Below are 18,259 nucleotides of genomic sequence, written 5' to 3'. Positions count from 1 at the left end.
GAAATCCCCGCAGCAGCTCAGGCCGTATCGGCCATCAGCGTGTGGATCGCGTAATGGCAGCAGAGGTGTCCCCAGATTTCCTGTTGGACAAGGTCAGGGGACTTGGAACGCAGCACGGCCCGGGCTCCGCGCTGGTGGGTTTTCAGCTCGTCAAAGGTGTTCTCGATCTCCCACCGTTGCCCATAGACGGCCGCGAGGTCCTCGGCGTTGGCGACTTCCGGGTCAAGAATCGTCGTCAGCAGTCGATACTGCTCCGGGTTGTCGCGGCCGTCATCGATCGTGTAGTCGATCACCCTCACGAGCAGGGGCTCGGTGCTCTGGCGATTCGTGCCCGACGTGGGAACGATCCGCGCCAGCCAGGACCCGTCCTCGAGGGTCTCCAGGTACTTCGGCCGGAGATTTGCCTTCACCCGCCAGAGCAGGTCCGCTCCGGTGTCGGCCGCCTGTTTCCAGAGGGGGAACCCGTAGAACCCGCGGTCGCTCAGCACCAGCATCCCCGGTTGCAGCCGAACGACCAGCTCCCGCGCCAGCTGAACCTCCGACGTGCGGCTGGGCCCAACCTCAGCGTCGAGGATCGCATGGGTGCCGCACTCCGCCAATGCCACCACCCGGGCCTGCGGGAAAGCGGACTTCTCGCCCCGGCTTGAGCTGGGGCGGCCGAAGAACTCGTCATTGCCCGGCGTATTTGCCAAGTCCAGGACTGTCCCGTCGATCGCGACCAGGCGCCTGCCCGCCAACCACGATCCCGGCGTGTCCGGGCCCGCCAGGGGCCGCGCCACCCGCTGGAACAGGTTCCGCACTGGCTCGAACCCCAACCGGGCCCGAGCCTGGAAGATCGCCGACTTCGACGGCGGCGACCATGTTTCCGCCCACCCCGACGACCACGACAGCCCATCCGTCAACTGTTCGAACACATCCTCATACGAGCCCTCGGAATGCAACGCCATCCCGATCGAGAAGTACGCCATCACCCGCGCCGGCAACGCCCGATGCCGCACCTCCGTGCGCCCAGCCGCCGCGATAACCTCATCAACGACATTCGCAGGGAACACCCGCGTCAACAGGCCCACCGACACGAGATCAGACAAGCGACGATCGGACTCCGGCTTTCTCCAACCAGTACGAGGCATACCCCAACAATACCGCCCGAAACCTTAACTGAACGGTATTGGGGTTAGGCGCGACGGCCCACGAACGCTGGACACGGGCAGTCGTTTGACCCGATCACCACTGGCCCGTTTACAGAGGTCACGAATCTCCTCCACCTCTGTTTCTGAATTCAAGTAGCGTCCCAGCAGGCGCACAATGTGATGTCTCAGGACATTGTGAACGGCTGAACCCGGGACGGTTCAGCACCCCGGCCCGCGACATTCACCGCGGACTGCGCTCCTTCACCCGCACCACCATGGCCAACCTGCCCACCTGGAGCACTGGCATGGAGTTCGCCACCCACATGCTCACCCACGCCCACCATCAGCACCTACGCATCACCGAAACCCCCATCACCCTCCCCCCGGCCCCAGGACGACGCTCCAACCTGCACCCACTACGCGACGGACTTCGCCACCTCGCCGCCATTGCCCGGGAAAGCCTCCGCAGACGCACTCCGCACAAACCCACATCAACGGTCTGAAAACCCGGTGGAATTCGGGCAGATGAAGCGGTGACTTCGTCGAGGAAGGCCTCAGCGGCAGCGCGGCCGGATTGAGTTTCTCTTGGCCGGCAGTCGCAACCGCCGGGGGAATCAGCTCGGTAACTTCGACGCCAGTGCCGGCGAGGTGGGCACGAAGCGATTAGCTGTATGCGTGCACGCCGGCCTTCGATGCGCCGTAGGTGGGCATGAGCGGGTACGGTAGGAATCCGATGCCGGAGGTGACGGTCACAATGTCACCGCTTCCGCGTGCGATCAGGTGCGCGGTGAACGCGTCGATCACCCTGGTCGTGCCGAGGAGGTGGAGGTTGATGGTCGTTCTGACGTGGAGGCCTTCGACGCTGACTTCCTCCCAGACGGCCGTCTCAAAGCCTTCATGGTCGTAAACATTGGGCATCCGGGAGAGGGCGCGTTCCGCAACCGCCTCCCCACAAGTCGTCGACTTCGTCTAACTAACTGCTCTCGAAAGGTGAGTGTGCGATCTCGACTTAAATCCGCCGTGTTGTCAATTCGCGTTTCGTGAGCTGATCCGTCAACAACCATAGGCACGCCATAACACCCCAAATCGATCAGCGCATCCTACGGACTCCAAGTCGAGGCCCCAGAACGGTAACGGCGCCGATTAGCCTGAAACACCCATAACTAAACGGTATTGAGGCTACGAGGCGGGGCTGCTCTGAGGCAACGAGGAGTTCGCCTGTCGAATCGATAGGGTAAGCCTATGACCCTGAACCAGCTCAGAGCCTTCCTCGCGGTCCACCGCCTCGGTTCCTTCTCGGCGGCGGCCGTCGAACTAGGAATGACTCAGCCGTCGATCTCGGAACTCGTCCGACGGCTCGAAGAAGAGTACCGACTCAAGCTCTTCGTGCGCGGGTCTCGCCGACTCGGCACGACCCCCGCTGGGCAGAATCTGCTGCCGCTGGCGGAGCAGGCGGTGCAGGCCGCAGACCAGGCCCACCGCACGCTGCGATCCGTCTCCTCGCTAACCGGCGGCGTCGCCATCTTTGGTCTTCTCCGCAACGCGAACTATTACTTTCTGTCGCAGCTAGTCGAGACGTTCCACGTGCGTCACCCCGATGTGCGCCTCAGAATCGTCGGCCTGAACTCGGTCGAGGTAGCCGACGCGGTCTCGTCCGGTGACCTCGAAGCGGGTCTAGTGGTCCTTCCCATCGACAACGAAGGACTCCACGTCACCCCCCTCATCCGCAGTGAGGTTCTGTTCGCCTCGGCGAATCCGGCGCGGGTCGCGCATCCGGTCACGATTAAAGATGTCGCAGCGAACCCCCTAGTTCTCTACGACGCACACTACGGCTGGCGTGACCCCACTCGCCGCCAGCTCTGGGAACGAGGCCAGCTGGCCGGAGTCGAGTTTGATGTCTCGGTGGAGGTCGAACATGTCGAGTCGGCGCTCGGAGTTGTTGCCCTCGGATCGGCGGACACGATCGTCTCCAAGGCGATCGTGCAGAGCGACACGTTCCCGAACGGCCTGTTCACAGCCCGCTTCGCCGAACCGCTCTTCGACACGATCGCGCTCGTCCGGCGCAATGATGCCGTGCTCTCCCCGGCTACTCGCGAGATCGCGCGCGTCGCTCGCTCGATCCTGCTGGAGCATACTGACCCCGCCGACAGGGTCAGCGACCTGGTAGAACTATAGGCGAACCCAATGGCTGAGCAAAGACATTTCCTACTTGTCATGGAGCAACGCCGGTCCCTAGCGTGTGACTACGCCTTCTGACAGGCGCGCGTCGCCCCGCCGTGCGAACTGCGCCCCACCCCGACAATCACCCAGCAGCCATCGGCCGCCCCACCTGAGGAGCCAGCATGACAACGGAACAGACGAAGACAACGACCGGCGGATTGAAGCGGGAGCTCAAGGTTGCCGATGCCGCCGCGTTCTCGGTCGGCCTCATCGGGCCGGTAGGCGTGATGGCATTGCTCGGCGCGGGAGCGGCCAGCATTCTCGGCGGTGGCGCCACCTGGGCGTTCATCTTCGCGCTCGTCGCGGTCGCTCTTGTGGCGTACGGCTTCGTGAAGCTGTCGCGCCACATCTCGCACACCGGATCTGTCTACGCGACGGTCGGCCTCACTCTGGGTGCGCGCTCAGGTTTCATTGCCGGATGGTGTCTTTTTCTGGCCTATGTCACCATTGGGGTCGGCTCGGGAATCGAGATCGGGCTGTTCGTGCAACAGCTATTCAAAGACCTGGGCTCCTCGTTCGAACCAGACTGGATTTGGGTCACGATCATCGCTCTCGTGCTGGTCGTGCTGCTGGGCCGGCGGGAGGTGCACGTCATCACGCGCATCCTGCTCTACGCGGAACTGATCGGCGCAGTCTTCGTCACGATCCTCGACGTCATCATTCTGGTTCGCGTTGGCACCAACACCGCGCCTGGTGGACAGACTTTCTCGTTGAAGTTCTTGGAGCTGCCTGCCGGCACTGACATCGGCGTGATCGCGGCGGCGGCCGTCTTCGGATTCCTCGCATTCGCCGGATTCGAGGGCGCAGCAACGCTCGGCGAGGAGACGTCGAACCCAAAGCGCGACATCCCTCGCGCATTCAAGATCGCCCTCACGGTAGTCGGCGCCTTCTACCTGCTGTCGATCATCGCGCAGTCGCTCGGCTACGGACTGGACGCTGCGGGTATCAAGAAGTTCAGCGGATCGAGCGCACCCTACGGCGAGCTCGCAAGCGCGTACGTTGGCAACTGGCTGGCCGACATCCTGACCCTGGCAGCGACCATAAGCCTCTTCGCCATTTTCGTGGGCACACTGTCGGGCGCGGCCAGAGTACTCTTCGCCCTGACCCGCGATTCCGGCGGTGGGAACAACCCGCTCGCCAAAACGGCCAAGAACGGAGCTCCCACGAACGCGCTCACTGTGGTCGCGGTCCTCGCGCTCCTGGTCATCGTCATCGAACGATTGACGGGTGCTGCGGTGCTCGACGCGACGTTCTGGGCCCTGACTATCGGTACCATTGCGCTGCTCGTCGCCTATGTGTTGGCCACGGTTGGTGCGATCCGATTCCTGTTCTTCAGCAAGAAGACCGTGACGCCGAAGTGGCAGATTGTGGTTCCGATCCTCGGGGTGGTACTGGTTGGCTACACCCTCTACAAGAACGCGGTCGGGCTGGATGCCCCGTACAGCTACTTCCCGTACATGGTGGCCGTGTGGATCCTGATCGGACTAGCCATCTCCTTCCGGCCAGGCCTCACTGCCAACATCGCAAAGCAACTCGATGCCATGAACACCCCCGTCCCGGATGTGGCCAGCGCGGAAGAAACAGTCGGCAGCAACTGATGGCCATAGTCGCTGCCCTCCAGCTCGCACCCGTCCTCGGCGACTTCGAAGGCAACCGCTTGAAGGCGGCGACCGCCATCCGTGAGGCACTCACTGCCGGTGCCGATCTCATCGTCCTGCCAGAACTTGCGACCTCGGGCTACGTCTTTGAGACCGTCGATGAGCTACGAGCGGTCGCCATTCCCCGTGACCATGAGATCTTCACAGAATGGGCCGCACTGGCCGCATCGCGAGCCGGAACGGTCATCGTCGGCGGGTTCGCCGAATCGGGGGACGACAGCGAACTCTTCAACAGCGCGGCAATGGTAGACGCTGACGGCGTGCGCACCGTCTACCGCAAGGTTCATTTGTGGGATCAGGAGAAACGGTACTTCACGCCCGGCAACGAGGCTCCTCCCGTTGTCCAGACCTCGCACGGTCGAGTCGGGGTCATGATCTGTTTCGACCTCGAGTTTCCGGAGTGGACGCGTATCGCGGCTCTGGGAGGCGCTGACATCCTCGCCGTGCCAACGAATTGGCCGTACATGGAGCGACCTGCCGGCGAGCGAGTCGCCGAAGTTCAGATCGCGATGGCTATGGCGCGGATCAATCACATGGCTATTGTCTGCGCTGACCGATCCGGCATCGAACGCGGTGTCGCATGGAATGAGGGTTCGAGCATCATTTCAGCGGACGGCTGGGTCATCGCCGCTGTCGGGCCGGGGGTAGGAGCGACGTTTGCCACTGTCGACCCTCGACTCTCAACTGATAAATGGCTCGCCCCACTCGCCCACGCGTTCGACGACCGTCGCCCCGACCTTTACAAGAAGTTCACTCCTGCGAAGTAGGTGCGCCAGCCTATGTTTCCCACCGCGAGTCAACTGGACTCGGGTCAGTCCCGTTCGGCAGAGACGGCCGCAAGGTGGTCGGCGGTGGCGGCTGCCGGGTCGAGGACGGTCGAAGACCTCGAACTTGCCACCCTTGGCGGGGTGCACTGGCACAACACCCAGCGCCTTCACGGCTACCCCGGCGACATCCCACCGGCCGAATTCGAGACTGCGTTCTATGCTGAGCAAACCGACCACCCGCAGGCGGTCGAAATCAGATAGCGCCAGTCTCCATCAAACCCAGAGCGGTTCAGATCCGAGATCTGTCTGTAACGGCGCGTCGGTCCGGTCCAATAAATCAGTCTTGGATCCACACGGTCATGTTCGGGTGAATGATTCTGGTGTTGGCGGTAGAAGGATCTGATGTCAGAACGATTTTCGCCTCCTCCGGCAAAGCGGACGATGTTCCGGAGACATTGGCGATGACGGTGATATTACCGTTTCTAAAAGATACAAAGCCAGTCTTCGGGTGGTTGGTCCAGACGACTTTGCCCCCTCCTAGTTGTAAACGTCGGCGGATCTCGAGTGCCGACCGGTAAAAGTCAAGGGTGGAGTGAGGGACGTCGACCTGCGAGGCGACGGAAAGGGGTGCGTAATACACGGGGATTGGTAGCCACGTCTTGTCGGCGTCGACGGACGAGAAGCCGTAGGAACCGGTGGTGTGGTCCCAGGGCAATGGGACTCGACAACCGTCGCGTCCGCGGATTCTGCGCTTCGATCTTTCCCAAATAGGGTCTTGGCGCGTTGAGTCCGGGAGGTCGGTCACCTCTGGGAGTCCAAGCTCTTCGCCTTGGTAAAGGTATGCAGAGCCCGGAAGTGCGAGCATGAGGGCCGTCGCAGCGCGGGCTCGGCGAAGACCAAGTTCGCGATTGGGTTGTGGATCGTCGGATCCTACGCCATGTTCGAGTGCCACCAGCCCCTCGTAGCCGAATCGGCTTGCGTGCCTCATCACGTCGTGGTTCGACAGCACCCAGGTGGTGGGTGCTCCGACTGCCTCGTTCGCCGCGAGCGAAGCGGTAATCGTCGCTCCGATGGCCTCGGCATCCCAAAGCTGCTCGAGGTAGGCGAAGTTGAACGCCTGGTTCATCTCGTCGGGGCGGACGATACGTGCAGTCCGCTCGGGAGGCAACCATGCCTCGGCGCAGAGAATCCGAGACCCTTCGTAGGAGTCGAGGATCCTCCGCCAGGCGCGGAAGATCTCATGGATCCCCTCCTGATCCCACATCGGAGGCATACGCCCCTCAATGGGCTCGACGACACCGTGAGTAGGGTGCGGCCAGTCCGGCAGACCGGGCGCCTTAACCAAGGCATCGCAGACGTCCACGCGGAAGCCATCCACTCCGCGATCGAGCCAGAAACGAAGGGTGGTTTCAAAATCGTCGCGGACGCGTGGGTCGTCCCAGTTCCAGTCGGGCTGCGACTCGTCGAAAAGGTGGAGGTACCACTGTCCAGGTTGTCCGTCGGGCTCGAACACTCGTGTCCAGGCGCTGCCCTCGAACATGCACTCCCAGTCGTTCGGCGGAAGGTGGCCGACCTCACCGAGGCCGTCGCGGAAGTGGAAAAGAGCACGCTCGGGTGAACCGGGAGCCGCTCTGAGTGCCGCTTGGAAGGCCACGTGCTGGGATGAGGTGTGATTGGGGACGAGATCGACGACAACTCGAATTCCGAGAGAATGAGCTCGTCTAATAAGGGCATCGAAGTCATCGAGGGTGCCAAAGTGCGGGTCGACGTCGCGGTAGTCGGCAACATCGTAGCCACCGTCTCGCTGCGGCGACGGATAGAAAGGCGAGAGCCAGATGGCATCGGCACCGAGCGAAGCGACGTGGTCAAGCCGACTTGTGATGCCGGGTAGGTCGCCGATTCCGTCATCGTTGCTGTCGGCGAACGACCGAGGGTAGATCTGATAGATGACAGCAGTCCGCCACCAGGTGTCGTCAGTGAGGTCGATCATGAAGGTCCTTTGGCGTAAATGTCGACCCGGCGGTCGGCCAGGAGATCGTTGTGGGAGGGCGATTGCCTTGTCGCGCGCGAGGTGCAGGAAAATATCGCCGCTAGCCGTCTCGGTTCCACGGGCTCCGACAGATGATCTCCGCCCGCCCCAGGTCGCTGAAGCTTTAACCCATCCGAACTGGTCGATGATCACTGTGCCCTCAGTCCATCGTTGGCCGCGCTCGGAACCCGTGCGATCGCAGCAGAAAATAAAAACGCCGTTCGCTGGCGGCGCCGCTTGCGCGTGATAATCTCGGCCGCACGCTCATCGTCGGGGTGCTCGCCGAGAGGCCAATTTGTAGGCACAACGACCAGGTAGGCGCCGTTAACGGCGAGGGTTCGAGGCATCTCGCTGGACTCCAGGTCATAGCAGATGAGGATGCCGATTTGTCCAGGCGCCGTGTCGATGACGGGCGCAGGATCTGAGCCGAGCTGGAAAAAGAGGGTTTCCCTGTCCCAGAGATGGGTCTTTCGGTAGTCGGTCAGAACTCCGGCGGCGCTGATGACCTCAGCGCTTTTCCAGAGAGTTTCTCCTGGGCCGAGTTCACAGAAGCAGACGATGACGATCGAGTCTGTGCCATTCAGCAGCTCAGCTATCTCTACGAATAACTTGTCCTCGGTCGCGAGCGCTAGCCCGCGCGCCTCGGCGGTTAACTCAAACATGTAGCACGACGTAGCCAGCTCGGGCAGGACAATGATGTCACCGCGATCAGCGATGGCGTGTCTGACCGCTTCCAGGCATTTGGCGCGATTCGAAGTCGGATCAGTCACCGACGGATCCAGCTGGGCACAGATCATTCCGGCGGCCGGCATCGGCTGCTGCATCACTTGACGGCGCCAGATGTAAGACCGGTAATGAGGCGACGTTGCAGGACCACGTAGGCGATGATGATCGGCACAGCCACCAACACGGCGGCTGCCGCTGTGACATAGGGATTACTTGACCGATCAGTTCCCGAGAAGAAAGATAGCGCAAGAGGAGCGGTCTGCACAGCCTGATTGTCTGGTATCAGGATGAGCGCGAGTAGGAACTCGTTCCAAGTGAAAAGGAACAGGATGGTAGACAGCGTCGCAATGGCCGGGCCGGCGATCGGGAGAAGCGCGAGCCGTAGGGTTTGCAGGCGCGAGGCGCCGTCAAGACGTGCGGCTTCCAGGATCTCCTCGGGCACGGATCGGAAAAATGCGCGCATCCAGAAGACACCAAGTGGTACTGACAGCCCAATCTGGGGCAGGATCAACGCCCAATATGTATTGATCAGGCCCCAGCCCGACAGCATCTGATAAAGCGGCAGCACGGTCACCTCATAGGGCAGGACCAGTCCCACCAGCAAGACACCGAGAATCAGCCGGCCGCCGGGGACGCGCATGGTGGCGAGGGCGTACCCGGCAAGGCAGGAAATGATCGCGGTGATCAAGACCACGCTGGCGGCGACGAGCGCGCTGGAGATAAGGGCGGAGGCGAAGTGGCCGCGGTTCCAAGCGATGGAGAAGTTGCCCCAACCGATGCCGGGTCCGGACGCTTTCTGAAGGGACGAAATGATAATTGAGCCGAGAGGATAGACGGCGAAGAATACTGCGATCACCAGTAGCGTGTGTGTGCCGACGGATTCGCGGACGCTGATCTTCATCGGGCGCTCCCGTCTCTTTGGATTCGGCGCAGGGACCGGGTTCGGCGGGGGTGGGCTGATGGTTCGCGAACGGCAACCTGGACGATCGCGACGACGATCAGAATGATGATCGTCAAGACCACGGCGAGGGCGGACGCCTGGCCGAGCTGACGATTCTGGAAGGCATCAAGGTAGACATAGAGCGAGGGGACGGTCGTCGATGTGCCGGGCCCGCCTCGCGTGGTGTTCCAAATAAGGTCGAAATTGCGCAGGGCGAACGTGATGGTCAGGATCAGCGCGATCGAGACCTGAGGGCGCAGGGCCGGCAGAGTGATTGCGAAGAATTCGCGAACCGGACCAGCCCCATCAAGACGCGCCGCCTCGTAGAGCGACCGATCGATCGTGACGATGCCGGCGAGGAACAGGACCATACAGAGGCCGTATTCAACCCAAGTGCCGATAAGACCGATCGACGGAAGTGCTGTGTTGAAGTTCCCCAGCCAACTCGTGGCAAACGCACCCAGACCAATGTGTCTCAGCAGCCAGTTGACAGGACCATCTGACGCGAGCATCCCTCGCCACGCGACGGCGACCACAACGCTTGAGAGGATTTGTGGCAGGAAGAGCAGCGCACGGAAGACCGTGAGTCCGTAGATCCGGATCCGAGACATCGCGCCTGCCAAGAGAAGCCCGATGCAAACGGGGAGAGCTGCGTAGAAGACGAGCAGCAGCAGCGAGTGCCCGAGGGCCGCCCTCAGATTCGAGTCGGCGAAGACGTTGACGTAGTTCGAAAAGCCTGCAAAGGTGGCGACGGTCAGACCGTCGTAGTTGTAAAACGAGGTCTGCACGGAGACACAGATCGGATAAATGACGAAAATCGCGAAAAATGCTAGGGCTGGCGCGACGTACGGCAAGCTAGACCAGGTCGGTCCGGTCAGGCGGGAGCGCCGTCGCGGCCCCGTGGGGACAGCGACGGCGCTCCGCCGATGGGTGACGAAAGTCACTTGTGGCCTTTGACCCAGGCGGCTTGTACAGTTTTGGTGAAGTCCTCACTGGACGTGCGTCCGGCCATCACTTCCTGCAGGCCGCCTCCCATGACGGTGAGCATGTCGGTCGTTGTCCAGTCGTAGTAACCCACCTGTGTGCCCGCAGCGATGGTCTCCTTCAAAGCCGTCAGGGTTTCTTCTTGGAGAGGATCCTTCGACGTGACGCCGTCGGTGATGACGGGAAGTCGGCCAGTGTCAAGGATTTCCTGACCGACGGTCGGCGTGTGGAGCATGTCGAGCCAGGCGATCGCAGCGGCAGTCTTGTTCGTCTTGGAGCTGATGTGCCAAGGCGATGCGGTGGCGCCGACACCACCGGAGGTCAGCGACGAAAGCCCGAACTCCGCGGATGTGAGCGACGCACCGTTCCAGGAACCGCCGACGAAGAATACGCCGTCGCCCTTGGCAAACTTCGCGATGGCATCTTGGTTGCTCAGCCCGTCGTAACCGCTCCCGAAGTAGCCAGCCTTCGCCCACACCTTCATCGTGTCGGCCGCCTTAACATTCCCAGACGTCTCGAAAGTCGAGCCAGACTTGCCGCCGATCCAGGCGCGAATGCCTGCGGGCGTCTGATCCGTCACCGCGATGTCGCTGAAGATATGCGTACCGGCGTACTGGTCAGAATTGCCGAGCATAATCGGCTGCATACCCGCTTTCTCGGCGGTCGGAAGGTCTGTCTCGAGTTCGGCAATTGTTGTCGGAGGCTGGAGACCGAGAGCCCCAAGCTTGGACTTGTTGTAGTAGATGCCCTGGACCTCGCTGATCGGTGACATGCCATACAGCGCCCCGGCACCGAAGGTGGTTCCGGCCGCATTCCACTTGGCGGGATCGAGGGTTGAAGCCCCGGTGCCAGAGTTCCACCCGGAGACCTTCGCGACGTCATCGAGGGGGCGGACCAACTTCGCCTTCACGAGAGCACCGTCGACCGCGTAGCCGATGTTGCCTTGGAAGACGTCCGGTGCACTCGCACTCGCGGCGGCATTGACTACCGTGGACACGAGGTCGTCGAAGCTCTTGTAGGTGATGTCGACAGTCACGTTCGGGTACGTCTTCTCGAACGCCGGGACAACGTCTTTCATTAGTGGCTCCTCGGCTTGGTCGGCCCACATTTTGAGAGTCGTCTTGCCGAGCTTCTGGACGTCGGCGACCGAGACCTTCGACGAGATCGTCGATCCCGCCGGCGCGTCCCGGGCTGAGCCGGCGCCGGGGGCTGCGCAACTAGATAGGACGAGTGCGGTGGCGACGGCGCCGACCGCGAGGACGGTTAGCCGAACAGTGCTGGTATTTCTCATGACTTCTTCCGGATGGTGTGGGAGGCGGGAGTGCTTCGAAGGATGGTCGCAGGGCGGATTGGGTCAAGAGGCATAGTTGGCAAGGCGCATAGTGGCGGTCGCCTGGTGAGCTGTCATTCCCTCACTGGCGGAGATGACGTCCACGGCACTGGCAAGTGACGGAGTCGCTTCACGAGCAATTCGCTGGAACGTCAGCGGCTTAAGGTAACGCGAAACGGAGAGCCCTGCGCTGTGCTTTGCGCCGCCCGCAGTCGGCAGCGTGTGGTTAGTACCTGCCATTCCTTTATCCGAGTACGCGACGGTGCTCCAAGGTCCGACAAAGAGTGACCCGTAGTTGGTCAACGTTTCCTGGTACCAGGCGTCATCTTTCGTCTGGAGTTCAAGGTGCTCGGGCGCGAACTCATCCATGACGAGAGCGGCATCCTCGCGGCTATTGACGAGGACAATGGAGCCGAAATCGTGCCAAGCTGGCCCGCAGATCTCTGCGGTGGAGAGGGTTGCGAGCTGGCGTTCGACCGCTTCGAGAACGGCGCGGCCGAGCGCCTCGGACGTCGTCACCAGAGCTGCAGGCGAGGTGGGACCATGCTCAGCTTGTCCAAGAAGGTCCGCTGCCACTGTCTCAGGGTTTGCGCTGCCGTCGGCGATTACGGCCACCTCGCTCGGTCCGGCTAGGAGGTCGATCGCGACCGTACCAAAAAGCTGTCGCTTCGCCTCGGCGACGAAGGCATTACCCGCCCCGACCAGCATGTCCACGGGATCTTGCCCCAGTAAACCGAAGGCCATAGCGGCGAGTGCCTGGACGCCTCCCAGAACATAGAGGTGATCAATCCCCGACAAGTATGCTGCATACGCGACAGACGGGTTGACGCCGCCATCCGGCTGCGGAGGCGTGCAGCCGATAACCGTCGGCACGCCAGCCACCTTGGCGACCCCAACGGTCATGAAGGCACTTGCGGTGAGCGGAAACCGGCCAGCGGGAAGATAAGCGCCGACAGCGGCGACGGGGACGTACTTCTGTCCAACGACGAGGCCAGGCAAGATTTGCGCCTCGAAGTCAGTCAGGTGCGCACGCTGGAGCGCGGCGAACTGCTTTGTACGGACCGATCCGAGCTGGATTGCCTCGCGGAGGTTGGGTGCGAGCCGGCCACCGATAGTAGCGAGTTCGGCGGAGCTGAGCTCGAAATCGTTGCGGTCGGACCCATCGAGTTTCATCGCATAGCGACGGATAGCATTGATGCCGTTCGTGTTAATATCGAGAAGCATCGCACTTACGGTCTCGGCAACGCGTGGGTCACGCTGCGCCTCCGGTGCATCGACGCCCGGTGCTTTCAGGTGAGTGAGACGATCGCCGTGCTGGGCCAGGAAGCGGGGACTCAATTTCATGAATATAAGACTGTCGACACCCGCAACCCAGGACAAGGCCGATTTAACTAAGGCGTAGCATAGGGTAACCCTATGACGCTGGATCAACCTCCGCGCCTTTTTGCGAGTCGCTTCACTCGGAACGTTAGCGGCGGCCGCCGCCGCCGTCGGCATGACTCAGCCTTCCGTGTCCGAGCTGGTTAAGCGCTTCCGGATCCACCTCACTACGGTCTCTTCCCACCCGAAGCGGGCAAACAAGTTCCTCGCCCAAGCATCCATACGAAGGGAAGTAGCCCAGCGCGATAGACCCTCACCATGACCATCCAGATGCCCTGTTCCGACACCTCTATGAGGGGCCGGAACATCGTCGTGCGCCGATATTGGTCCACTTCATGGTCACCTTTTGGTCCGAACGTCGATGGGGCCGTATCGTCAATATTTCCAGCGGCATCGTCGCCTCACCCCACAGCATGGTGGGCAGCGACGCCTACGCCACATCCAAAGCAGCCCTCGCAGCCCACACCCGCAGCCTAGCCGCGGAAATCGAGGGAAGCGGTAGACCGTGAACGCGTACCGTCCAGGGAGCGTGGACACCGCGATGCAGGAATGGATTCGCAACCAAGATCACGAACGGATCGGAGAAACCCTCTCCCAACGGTTCCGGCAGAGTGCCGCCGATGGGGCGCTGATCACCCCGGAAACCTCAGCTTCGACCTTGATCGACCGACTATCCCGACCCAACAACGGTGCCATTTGGGACGTGAACTACACGCGGTAAGCCCTACACATCAGTGACGTTCGAGAGACACCAGGGACTGTTGATGATTTAGTTGACTCGTTGACGTGCCCCATCGTCAACCAAGGAATGAACCTCCTCGGCAGCAGTATCCCGGAGCGAATTTCACGAGCCAGGGATCGAGCCGCTGAGCTTCCGGCTACCCAGCAGGAGGAATCTGCGCGGCAAAGGAGCTCGGGGTGACACCTGATTTTGCGTCAATGGGTGCCCGAAACAGAGACGACCAGCGGGCACTCCCGCACAAACATTGGCATCAGCGCCGTGTCGAAGCTCGGGTGTCGCATATAGCCCGCCCGGATGAAATTCTCACTCCCCGTACCTCATACGCAACAGCTTGCTGCATCGCTCACGCTCCATTTGGTGACCGCCGTTCAAGATCATTTTTGAGATTTGGATAATCCGGATGGCTCAAAGTCGCGCCCCGAGCAGATCGGGTCGATTCCAAATACCTAACCCGTGAGGTCCGACACTCCGATGACAAGGGACATCGCTGGTCGCGATGGTGGAGCGATCAGGGTGCTCTTCGGAACGCTCAGCCGTCAGGCTCGCCGCAGCGGGGCCCACCGGTTCGCTCGCCGTCATGCTCGACTGCCGCGCCGTGTGCGGCGGACCGCGCCCCGGTGGCGCTGGCCGGCCATTGGCAGTCGGATCGCTCATCGTGACGTTCTCCGATCCGCGGTGCGCGGATCGCGCTTCGCAGCGGTGGCCGATCCGGTGAGGCTTTTCAGAATGCTCGTTCGGGGCACTCAGGGCATTCAGGGCGGCGGGTCTCGGCAGTTCGGCGTCACGGCGGCGTGCTCACCGCCGCCCTGGCAGGGCTCCGCTATTCGGAACTGTGGTCTTGATGCTGGACGATTCGGTGGGTCCCCAACTGCTGGTCGTGAGGGTCGACTCGACGGCTCGCTAGCCCGCGCCGATCACTTCGAGCGCGTGCACTTTACTAAATCGCTGCGACGGTCGTCACGCCTGCCGGTATGAAATTCCATCGCCAGTTCCATACCAAGAAGGGCCCCGGCGGTGCCCGCGAGGTTATCTTGCCGGAGTGGATACTCCCTACAATTCGGCAGCGCCTCGAGTATTCGGTGGATAATCCGGATGGGCTCCTTTTCGCTACGCGGAACCACACGCTTTTGTCGCCTCACAACGTTCGTGAGTCTTGGCGAAACGTCCGCGACGCCGCCAGTCTCGGCTGGGTCAGCCCCCATAACCTTCGGAAGACTGCTCTGTCGGAAATCGATGCCGTCTTCGGCATCGAGGCCGCCAGCGGATTTGCGAATCACACCTCCACCTCAGTGACCACGCGCCACTACGTCGGCAAGAAGGTCGCTCCTGCGTTCGACGCTCGGGCGCCCTGGACCGGCTCGCGCCCCAGACGGTGCTGCGGCTTGTTGAGGACGAACAGGCCGCTTCTTAGGCCGTTTCTCATCCGCATCTGAGAATTGCTCCACGTTCAAAAATCAGAGTAAACCGGGTTTGGGCCTAAATCGGCCCCGTTTTACACCCATGAATCCCCGTACTTCTGGTGCCCCTGGAGGGACTCGAACCCCCAACCGTTTCCTTAGGACGGAACTGCTCTTCCATTGAGCTACAGAGGCTGGCCTGACGAGTTTAGCCGAGGCATCCGCTATCTGATGGTTGTGACGCCGTCGACGAGCTGCGGCGTGACCGGCGCGGAGCTGAAATGACGTGCCCCGCCGGGAAGAGCGTGGCCAGGGTGCCGAGACGGCCGCCATATTCCATCGACACCCGGCGCGCGGCTGGCCCGATGTTAAACTTGCCCGATCGGTGAGGAGCGTGACGTGGAGAGACGCAAGCCCCGCACAGCTGCGCGCACCGACGTCGACGTGAGCCGCGTCTACGACGGCGACATCTACGTGCGGGTGAACTCGATCGGCACCGGCGGCATCCGGCCGTTCGTGCTGGTTCCGGGCATCGGCGTCTCGTCCACCTATTTCGAGAAGTTGGCGCCGCACCTCAACGAGTTCGGGCCGGTGCATGCCCTCGACCTTCCCGGGTTCGGTGGTGTGCCGCATCCGCCGAACGCCCTGTCGATCCCCGCCTACGCCGACCTGGTCGGAAAGGTGATCGACGAGCTGCACCTCGAGGATCCGATCGTGGTCGGGCATTCGATGGGCAGCCAGATCGTCAGCGACCTGGCGTCGCGGCGCCCCGAGCTCAGCACGCTCGTGCTCATCGGCCCCGTTATCCACCCGACCGAGCGGCGGGTGCTCACCCAGGCCATGCGCCTCCTGCAGTCCAGCTGGTACGAACCGGCGACCGTGAAGGTGCTCGCCGTCAGCGCCTACCTGTTCTGTGGCTTCCGGTGGTTCTCGCGCATTCTGCCCAAGATGATGGCGTTCCCCATTGAGGAGCGGTTGCCGCATGTGAAGGCGCACACGCTGGTCATTCGCGGCGAGTTCGATGCCGTCGCCCCGCGCGACTGGGTCGAGCAGGTCGGCGAACTGCTGCCGTCATCCAAGCTGTGGGAGATCCCGGGCGCTGCCCACTCCGTCATGTACGCACACGCCGAAGAGGTGGCACGACTTTGCGTCGAGCACGCGCGCGAAATCGAGGCCGGTGACGACGACATCCTGCATGTGCTCGGCGATCATGAGCCGAAGGACGACCCCGTTCCCTCGATCGCGGATGCCGCCAAAGCCCTGAAAGGTCGCATCACTGAGACGGTGGGCGTGATCCAGGGCGACGACGACAAGATCGAAGAGGGCAAGTCGCAGACCGCCGAGGCGATCGACGAAGAAGCCGGGGAACGCTGAGTCGAGCTACGCGGCGGGCGCCAGGAACTCTTCCCACGTGGCCTCTGTACGCTCCACACCGCGCACCAACCACGACGTGCCGTGCGGCGGCTTCGGCCGCACGCGCAGCGTCCAGTTCATCTCGTTCGGCGTGTGATTGCCTTTCACGTTGTTGCAGCGCAGGCAGCAGGCCACCAGGTTCTCCCAGCTGTCCTGCCCACCTCTCGAGCGCGGCAGCACATGATCGATCGTGTTCGCCGACCCGCCGCAGTAGGCGCAGCGTTGGCCGTCCCGCCGCAGCACACCACGGCGCGACACCGGGATCAGCCGCGAATTCGGGATGCGCACGTAACGGGTGAGCAGGATCACCGATGGGCGATCGTACGACCCGCTTGACCCCCAGACCGGATGCTCGGCATCCGCAGCGACGATCGTCGCCTTCTGGTTCATCACGAGCACGAGCGCTCGCTTGAAAGACACCACGGCAAGGGGCTCAAAGCCCGCGTTGAGGACCAGCGTGCGCATTCTCATCCTTTCGAATGCCTGCACGGCTTGCAGGCAGATCGATGCACCCTGCTACTTCCAAGAATTAGGAGCGAGCGGACAAACAAAAAGGCACTGGCAGTACGACAGTGCCTTGTGCTGTAGCGCGCGAGTGACCACGCGCCGCTGACTGCTGTGCCGTATGAAAAAGAACGCGCACGCATCCACGGATTGGATGGTGCGCGATTTCAACATTCGGCTCTCCCGAAATCAACTCTCAGAATTGCAAGAATCCTAGGGTAACCCAGAATCGACGCACCCCGGATCGTGGGCGCGCCGGTTCATCAGGCGTTAAGCGGCTGTTAGATGCCAACGTAGACGTGGATCGCGACCTCGTTCGGCAGCTCGATGCCCTCGTCCTGGCCTTCAACTTCCACCAGCACGTACGACCCGGCACGCGAGAAACTCGCCTTCGCCCCTGGCATGACCCCGGCGGCACGCAGCTGCTCTAAAAGCTCTACCTCGTACTGCACCGGCTCACCAAGGCGACGGATGACACCCTTCACCGGTCCGACGGCGCCGAGCACGAAGTTGACGATGTTGACCACGCCGTCGGAGAAGTTTCCCGCGGGGTGGTCGCCCAGCTCGTCGAGGCCTGGGATCGGATTTCCGTAGGGGGACTGCGTCGGATGCTCGAGCATCTCGATGATCCGGCGCTCGACCGACTCGCTCATCACGTGCTCCCAGCGACAGGCCTCCTCGTGAACGAGGGCCCAGTCCAGGCCGATCACATCGGCGAGCAGTCGCTCGGCCAGGCGATGCTTGCGCATAACGTGGATGGCTTTGCTGCGACCTTCGGCGGTGAGCGACAGGTGGCGGTCGCCTTCGACCACGACGAGTCCGTCACGTTCCATGCGACCGACAGTCTGCGAAACGGTGGGGCCGGAGTGTCCAAGGCGCTCGCTGATGCGGGCACGCAGAGGAAAGATGTTCTCTTCTTCGAGTTCGTAGATCGTGCGCAGGTACATCTCGGTGGTGTCGATCAAATCCGCCACGTGACCTCCACCTTTCCGCGTACGACTTCTCAGGTAAGCCTAACCTGCGTGGGTGTCGCGGCATT

Annotated in this window: 16 protein-coding genes, 1 tRNA gene and 2 pseudogenes; 8 read left to right on the top strand and 11 right to left on the bottom strand. The window is 62.2% G+C overall.

The features are described from left to right. Positions 1-20: 20 nt before the first annotated feature. Together ABIB56_RS06495 and ABIB56_RS06490 are read right to left on the bottom strand one after the other, a co-directional pair. Positions 21-1,130: pseudogene (locus ABIB56_RS06495) on the bottom strand (IS4 family transposase); the annotation flags it as partial. A 663-nt stretch (positions 1,131-1,793) separates the two neighbouring features. After that, complete coding sequence (locus ABIB56_RS06490) at positions 1,794-2,048, bottom strand: SDR family NAD(P)-dependent oxidoreductase (RefSeq protein WP_354568257.1); 255 nt, start codon at positions 2,046-2,048, stop codon at positions 1,794-1,796. Between the two features lie 324 nt (positions 2,049-2,372). Between ABIB56_RS06490 and ABIB56_RS06485 the strand changes: the two genes are divergently transcribed. The 4 genes and pseudogenes from ABIB56_RS06485 to ABIB56_RS06470 form a co-directional block, all read left to right on the top strand. Then, complete coding sequence (locus tag ABIB56_RS06485) at positions 2,373-3,305, top strand: LysR family transcriptional regulator (protein ID WP_354568256.1); 933 nt, start codon at positions 2,373-2,375, stop codon at positions 3,303-3,305. Between the two features lie 167 nt (positions 3,306-3,472). Then, positions 3,473-4,948, top strand: coding sequence for an APC family permease (locus tag ABIB56_RS06480; RefSeq protein ID WP_354568255.1), 1,476 nt, complete (start codon positions 3,473-3,475; stop codon positions 4,946-4,948). Next, the gene (locus tag ABIB56_RS06475) at positions 4,948-5,775 is read left to right on the top strand and encodes a nitrilase-related carbon-nitrogen hydrolase (RefSeq protein WP_354568254.1); all 828 of its coding nucleotides are present in this window, start codon (positions 4,948-4,950) and stop codon (positions 5,773-5,775) included. The genes ABIB56_RS06480 and ABIB56_RS06475 overlap by 1 nt, the downstream gene beginning before the upstream one ends. Positions 5,776-5,877: 102 nt before the next feature. Continuing rightward, positions 5,878-6,036, top strand: a pseudogene (locus ABIB56_RS06470) (IS3 family transposase); the annotation flags it as partial. 76 nt (positions 6,037-6,112) lie between these two features. Here ABIB56_RS06470 and ABIB56_RS06465 read toward each other — a convergent pair. The 6 genes from ABIB56_RS06465 to hisD form a co-directional block, all read right to left on the bottom strand. After that, the gene (locus tag ABIB56_RS06465) at positions 6,113-7,765 is read right to left on the bottom strand and encodes a glycoside hydrolase family 13 protein (RefSeq protein ID WP_354568253.1); all 1,653 of its coding nucleotides are present in this window, start codon (positions 7,763-7,765) and stop codon (positions 6,113-6,115) included. Positions 7,766-7,953: 188 nt separating this feature from the next. Beyond that, entirely contained in the window at positions 7,954-8,628 is a 675-nt protein-coding gene (locus ABIB56_RS06460) for a nitrilase-related carbon-nitrogen hydrolase (RefSeq protein WP_354568294.1), read from the bottom strand. Continuing rightward, the gene (locus tag ABIB56_RS06455) at positions 8,628-9,431 is read right to left on the bottom strand and encodes a carbohydrate ABC transporter permease (RefSeq protein ID WP_354568252.1); all 804 of its coding nucleotides are present in this window, start codon (positions 9,429-9,431) and stop codon (positions 8,628-8,630) included. The genes ABIB56_RS06460 and ABIB56_RS06455 overlap by 1 nt, the downstream gene beginning before the upstream one ends. Next, the gene (locus tag ABIB56_RS06450; RefSeq protein WP_354568251.1) at positions 9,428-10,258 is read right to left on the bottom strand and encodes a carbohydrate ABC transporter permease; all 831 of its coding nucleotides are present in this window, start codon (positions 10,256-10,258) and stop codon (positions 9,428-9,430) included. Before ABIB56_RS06450 ends, ABIB56_RS06455 begins: the two co-directional genes overlap by 4 nt. Positions 10,259-10,410: 152 nt before the next feature. Beyond that, a complete protein-coding gene (locus tag ABIB56_RS06445) occupies positions 10,411-11,745 on the bottom strand; it encodes an ABC transporter substrate-binding protein (protein WP_354568249.1) in 1,335 nt (444 codons plus the stop codon). A 63-nt stretch (positions 11,746-11,808) separates the two neighbouring features. Then, the gene (hisD, locus tag ABIB56_RS06440) at positions 11,809-13,128 is read right to left on the bottom strand and encodes a histidinol dehydrogenase (protein ID WP_354568247.1); all 1,320 of its coding nucleotides are present in this window, start codon (positions 13,126-13,128) and stop codon (positions 11,809-11,811) included. 82 nt (positions 13,129-13,210) lie between these two features. Between hisD and ABIB56_RS06435 the strand changes: the two genes are divergently transcribed. The 3 genes from ABIB56_RS06435 (at position 13,211) to ABIB56_RS06425 (ending at position 13,885) form a co-directional block, all read left to right on the top strand. Beyond that, on the top strand, positions 13,211-13,426 hold the full coding sequence (locus ABIB56_RS06435) for a LysR family transcriptional regulator (protein ID WP_354568292.1): 216 nt from the start codon (positions 13,211-13,213) through the stop codon (positions 13,424-13,426). A 73-nt stretch (positions 13,427-13,499) separates the two neighbouring features. Beyond that, complete coding sequence (locus ABIB56_RS06430; protein WP_354568246.1) at positions 13,500-13,673, top strand: SDR family NAD(P)-dependent oxidoreductase; 174 nt, start codon at positions 13,500-13,502, stop codon at positions 13,671-13,673. Positions 13,674-13,693: 20 nt separating this feature from the next. Beyond that, complete coding sequence (locus ABIB56_RS06425; protein ID WP_354568244.1) at positions 13,694-13,885, top strand: Rossmann-fold NAD(P)-binding domain-containing protein; 192 nt, start codon at positions 13,694-13,696, stop codon at positions 13,883-13,885. Between the two features lie 1,538 nt (positions 13,886-15,423). On the opposite strand, the gene ABIB56_RS06420 is transcribed toward ABIB56_RS06425, so the two are convergent. After that, positions 15,424-15,498: transfer RNA gene (locus tag ABIB56_RS06420), tRNA-Arg, on the bottom strand. Between the two features lie 204 nt (positions 15,499-15,702). On the opposite strand from ABIB56_RS06420, the gene ABIB56_RS06415 reads away from it, so the two are divergent. Next, positions 15,703-16,677 (top strand): alpha/beta fold hydrolase, encoded by a 975-nt coding sequence (locus ABIB56_RS06415; protein WP_354568242.1) that lies wholly within the window; start codon positions 15,703-15,705, stop codon positions 16,675-16,677. A gap of 6 nt (positions 16,678-16,683) precedes the next feature. On the opposite strand, the gene ABIB56_RS06410 is transcribed toward ABIB56_RS06415, so the two are convergent. Together ABIB56_RS06410 and ABIB56_RS06405 are read right to left on the bottom strand one after the other, a co-directional pair. Continuing rightward, complete coding sequence (locus ABIB56_RS06410) at positions 16,684-17,181, bottom strand: HNH endonuclease (protein WP_354568240.1); 498 nt, start codon at positions 17,179-17,181, stop codon at positions 16,684-16,686. 320 nt (positions 17,182-17,501) lie between these two features. Then, positions 17,502-18,194: an iron-dependent transcriptional repressor DtxR gene (locus ABIB56_RS06405; RefSeq protein ID WP_354568238.1), complete on the bottom strand. Its 693-nt coding sequence runs from the start codon at positions 18,192-18,194 to the stop codon at positions 17,502-17,504. Positions 18,195-18,259: the final 65 nt, after the last annotated feature.

Source organism: Glaciihabitans sp. UYNi722 (genome assembly GCF_040549465.1).
In the GTDB taxonomy this organism is placed as follows: domain Bacteria; phylum Actinomycetota; class Actinomycetes; order Actinomycetales; family Microbacteriaceae; genus Lacisediminihabitans.
The sequence above is the reverse complement of the archived record's forward strand: the minus strand, read 5'-3'. Positions and strand labels throughout refer to the sequence as shown.

Bases quoted from the DNA above. Each gene is read 5' to 3' on its own strand.
- ABIB56_RS06460 (WP_354568294.1), bottom strand. From the start codon at position 8,628: ATGCAGCAGCCGATGCCGGCCGCCGGAATGATCTGTGCCCAGCTGGAT.
- ABIB56_RS06410 (WP_354568240.1), bottom strand. From the start codon at position 17,181: ATGCGCACGCTGGTCCTCAACGCGGGCTTTGAGCCCCTTGCCGTGGTG.
- ABIB56_RS06475 (WP_354568254.1), top strand. From the start codon at position 4,948: ATGGCCATAGTCGCTGCCCTCCAGCTCGCACCCGTCCTCGGCGACTTC.
- ABIB56_RS06430 (WP_354568246.1), top strand. From the start codon at position 13,500: ATGGTCACCTTTTGGTCCGAACGTCGATGGGGCCGTATCGTCAATATT.
- ABIB56_RS06480 (WP_354568255.1), top strand. From the start codon at position 3,473: ATGACAACGGAACAGACGAAGACAACGACCGGCGGATTGAAGCGGGAG.
- ABIB56_RS06455 (WP_354568252.1), bottom strand. From the start codon at position 9,431: ATGAAGATCAGCGTCCGCGAATCCGTCGGCACACACACGCTACTGGTG.
- ABIB56_RS06465 (WP_354568253.1), bottom strand. From the start codon at position 7,765: ATGATCGACCTCACTGACGACACCTGGTGGCGGACTGCTGTCATCTAT.
- ABIB56_RS06490 (WP_354568257.1), bottom strand. From the start codon at position 2,048: ATGCCCAATGTTTACGACCATGAAGGCTTTGAGACGGCCGTCTGGGAG.
- ABIB56_RS06485 (WP_354568256.1), top strand. From the start codon at position 2,373: ATGACCCTGAACCAGCTCAGAGCCTTCCTCGCGGTCCACCGCCTCGGT.
- hisD (WP_354568247.1), bottom strand. From the start codon at position 13,128: ATGAAATTGAGTCCCCGCTTCCTGGCCCAGCACGGCGATCGTCTCACT.
- ABIB56_RS06445 (WP_354568249.1), bottom strand. From the start codon at position 11,745: ATGAGAAATACCAGCACTGTTCGGCTAACCGTCCTCGCGGTCGGCGCC.